This is a genomic window from Flavobacterium sp. (genome assembly GCF_044361065.1).
Lineage (GTDB): Bacteria > Bacteroidota > Bacteroidia > Flavobacteriales > Flavobacteriaceae > Flavobacterium.
In genome coordinates this window covers 1-3,867 of sequence record NZ_JBIKJI010000174.1, presented here as the reverse complement: position 1 = coordinate 3,867, position 3,867 = coordinate 1, and the positions used below count along the sequence as shown (strand labels likewise).

Annotated in this window: 4 protein-coding genes; all 4 read right to left on the bottom strand. The window is 31.2% G+C overall.

Annotation, left to right across the window (positions count from 1 at the left end; translation table 11 throughout):
* Positions 1-321: 321 nt before the first annotated feature.
* Positions 322-843, bottom strand: a complete 522-nt coding sequence (locus ACIQ11_RS09355; protein ID WP_396154357.1) for a hypothetical protein — start codon at positions 841-843, stop codon at positions 322-324.
* A 14-nt stretch (positions 844-857) separates the two neighbouring features.
* Positions 858-2,558 carry an Omp28-related outer membrane protein gene (locus tag ACIQ11_RS09350; RefSeq protein ID WP_396154356.1) on the bottom strand — a complete coding sequence of 567 codons (1,701 nt, stop codon included), beginning with the start codon at positions 2,556-2,558 and terminating at the stop codon, positions 858-860.
* Positions 2,559-2,674: 116 nt separating this feature from the next.
* On the bottom strand, positions 2,675-3,343 hold the full coding sequence (locus ACIQ11_RS09345; protein WP_396154355.1) for a PH domain-containing protein: 669 nt from the start codon (positions 3,341-3,343) through the stop codon (positions 2,675-2,677).
* A gap of 48 nt (positions 3,344-3,391) precedes the next feature.
* The gene (locus ACIQ11_RS09340; protein WP_396154354.1) at positions 3,392-3,763 is read right to left on the bottom strand and encodes an MmcQ/YjbR family DNA-binding protein; all 372 of its coding nucleotides are present in this window, start codon (positions 3,761-3,763) and stop codon (positions 3,392-3,394) included.
* Positions 3,764-3,867: the final 104 nt, after the last annotated feature.

The window sequence follows — 3,867 nt, the reverse complement described above, 5'->3', positions numbered from 1 at the left end:
TATCTTACAAATTGCCCATTAGTTGTTGTAACAGAACCTCCTTGTGCGCTTATCATTTGGTGATGAAGCTGTTGCGCAACAACATCTTTACTTATAAAAAATAAAAATATAATAAAGAAAATTCGCATTGTTTTGCAGTTTAAATAAAATTAACTGCAAATATAAAAAGTATTCTTTAATAAATTAACAAATAAAAGCTGTTTTTATGTAGAATTTGTTCTACAGGAATGTTTAACGATTTGAAATACAACATATTAAAAAATAAACAAAAAAAAGTGAGCCCAATGGACTCACTTGTATTTAACAAATATGGTATTTGTTTTATCGCTGATATCTGTAAGTAAATCGTACTTTATTTCCAACAGGATTTCCGTTAGCATCGTATTGATATGCCTCGAAAACATAGTCAATTGAATTTGCAGGAGGATTAGGGATTATTGTAAAAATTTTATACTGTTCAATATCTCCAATAATTCCATTCGCTGGCACACTAATAACTGGTTCATTGCTAACAGGATAAGAAGAGCCCATAATAGGTGCTGTATAACATTGCGCTCCAATACATAAATTTAAACCACTTGTGTCTGAAACACCACTATATGTGATAAACTTTGTTTTTACCTTTATTGATGTAGCAGACGTATTTTTAAAATAAAATTTTAACTCATTAGCGGAAGAATTAAAATTTAACACATCACCATCTTTAATTTCAGCACCAGTAGTTTTATGAAAAACTTTAAGTGCAGTATTTGCAACTGGTTCTGGAGTTGGTGTTTGCTCATCGTCTTTACTACAACTAATAGCTGTAATAACAGCGAATAAAAGGATTACAATTTTTTTCATGGTTTTTTATCTAATTATTCAATTATTATTTTTTTGGTTTGTTCTCCTAATTCGTTACTTAATTTTAATAAGTAAAGTCCTTTTTGAAGTTGGGTTAAATTTAAAGTTGTTTGGTTGTTAATGTTTAACATTCTAAAAACTTCTTTACCGGTAACATCAATTGCAACCACATCTGTAGGCAATTGCGTATTGATTGTAAAAATACCATTAGAAGGATTTGGATATACTGAAATTTCATTTGTATTAAAGTCTTCTACACCCAGAATATTAGCTACTTGGAATGCTTTAGTTTCTGAAGATCCAAAAGCACCACCCTCAATACCTGGAATTAAAACATTACCTGCAAATACTTGATAGGAACCCGAACCATAGGCGCCAAACATACCATCTCCATAGGAATCATTGATAACAAATTTGTAACAATCAAATGGTAAAGTTAAGTTAATATCGGGTTGTGGATATTCTCCAGAAGCACTAGCATTTGTATAAGCTGGACTGATTGCGACTGGTGTATTATTTGAATTTAATAATCGCCACGACGTTTCAAGACCATATCGATCAAGTGTGATTTTAATAGTAATATTTGTTTGAAAAGTAACAGCTGCTTTTTCAAAAGTAGTAGATCCTGTGTTGTCAGATACATTTGCGTCTGCAGGAACTGATACATTAAATGTATTACTATTTAATAAATTATACGTAATTGCTGGTAAAGTAACCGTCGCTTTTGCAAATGAAGCCAAATTACCTGTCCAGTTATACACTTGTGGCGTGCCACCATTTACATTATATGAAATAGGCAAAGATGTTAATGCATTTTGACCGTAATTTTGTATAACAATTTTTGGCGAAATAGATGTTGCACATTGAGTATCAATATTTTCTACTTCTTTAACTTTAACATCGTTTGCAGGCAACCCTGTATAAGTAGGAATTGCGCCGTTACCAGATATAATATTTTGTTGCCCTTCTGCCATAAAGGCAACTACTTCAAATTCGCCCATTTCAGCGATGATATTATTGTATGCAGCTGGAATGGTGTAGTTGTAAGTTCTGGTTACAAAAGTACCTAATGCTGTAGTATTTATAGTTTCACCCCATTGACCAGTCAACATATGAATTAGCCTGTGTTGATGATTGTAATTATCACCTTGATTTCCACCAACTTGAGCGCCTGTTGTGTTATTTTGTAAAAATGCTACATTTAATCTATTGGAAGATACCGGACTAGAAGCTGTATAATAGGCCTCCACCAAAACTGTTAATACTCTAGTACTTACATTAATACTTGCGGTAGTAGCTACATTTACATATGAAGGCTCTGCTAGAACTAAACTTGAAGCTGAATCCCAATTTCCCCTACCCATAGCGGTTGTAGAACCAATACTTGGAAAAACAGTACGATTTACAGTGCCAGAAGGATAACCTGTTAAGCCACTTTGACTCGCTATAGCTGTTCCAAAAGGAGTTCTAAAATCTGGTTGGCCAGCACTTGGTGTAGCAAAATTTCCAACGTGAATGTTGATTAAAAAAACATTGTTTGGATTTGCCGCTTTTATGTTGTTTGCAATGGTATGTCCGTCGGGACAATAAACACAATTTACTCCCGTAAATTCTTCAAGAATTACCTTTTTATTCTGAGGTGTTGTTTGAACTATAGTTTGCGCATTCATCTGAAATATAGCAAACAATAATACAATTAAAGTAATTTTTTTCATATTTGTAGTTTTAGTAATTTAATTACAATACTAATAAAAATATTTTGAAAATCAATGAAATATGTCAAAATAATTCTACAAATAGTAAAAAATTAATTATTTATGTCTAAAAAAAATTACAAAAAAGGTAGAATTTCATTTTTTAATCTGTCGTATTCTCCTTGAAGAATTAAACCGTTGTCTAACAGTTTTTTATAATTATTAAGCTTGTCAAATAATTCCTCTTTTGATAACTCCGAAAGCTTTTTTTCGTGCGACGGAATAGGTTCTTCTAATTCTGTATCTTGAACTGCAGGCATAATCTCTGCAAAATGCGTTACTTCTTCTGTTTGAACCTCTTCTATTTCAACGGATGCATTTGCAACTGAATTTGAATTTGTCGTAACCCCATTTTTCAAAATATCCAATTGTTCTTTAGCATACGTATATAATTTACGTGCTTGATTTTTTGGTAAATATTCTACCGTATGTGTTAAATCGGTTTTCGTTGAAAAAGAAAAATCGGCACCTAAAAAACCTTCTTTTACAAATGTTCCGGCAATATCATCCCAATCGTAATCCATAAATTCCATAGATAACCCTAAATTTTTGGGTTTGCATAAAATAATACGTTTATTGGTTACCAAAATACTATCAGGGAAAACGGTAATTGCAGGTTTTTTCTGAACCGCTATGTATCCTACTTCTTCATTAGACATTAATAAATTTTCCAATTTAGAGGTGATTTTTTCAATCGCTTTTGGGTCTTGGTCTTCGTTTAATATTTTTTTTAAATTGTCAATCATTTTCTGTTTAGTTTTTAGTTGATGGATTGTTGATATCAAAAGTAATGCCTAATTTTCAGATTCTTGAATTTCAGATTGAATTTTTTTAGTTAAGCTATAAAAAACTAAATCGTATGAATCATTTATTAACTGACACATCATTTTATCGTTTACATCAGAATGAAATTCAATCGTATTCCAATGTTTTTTACTCATATGATAACCCGGTTGAATGGCTTCATATTCCGCTCGAAGTACTTCTGCTTTATCTGGATCGCATTTTAAATTTAAACTTGGTTCGTTACTTTCCCATTGTTTTAAGGAAGTTAAACAAAACATTTTTCCGCCTACCTTAAACACCAAAGTATCTTCATCGAACGGAAAATGTTCGGTTACTCCTTTTTTAAAAAGACAAAATTCATATAGTTGTTGGATGTTCATGTTTTCAAAAATAAATAAAATTTATGAATTGTTGAACCTTTATTAATTTTAAAAAGGTTAATTTTAATTCTTATTCACTTTTTTTCACAAAAAAAATGCAAAAC

Bases quoted from the DNA above. Each gene is read 5' to 3' on its own strand.
- ACIQ11_RS09350 (WP_396154356.1), bottom strand. From the start codon at position 2,558: ATGAAAAAAATTACTTTAATTGTATTATTGTTTGCTATATTTCAGATG.
- ACIQ11_RS09345 (WP_396154355.1), bottom strand. From the start codon at position 3,343: ATGATTGACAATTTAAAAAAAATATTAAACGAAGACCAAGACCCAAAA.
- ACIQ11_RS09340 (WP_396154354.1), bottom strand. From the start codon at position 3,763: ATGAACATCCAACAACTATATGAATTTTGTCTTTTTAAAAAAGGAGTA.
- ACIQ11_RS09355 (WP_396154357.1), bottom strand. From the start codon at position 843: ATGAAAAAAATTGTAATCCTTTTATTCGCTGTTATTACAGCTATTAGT.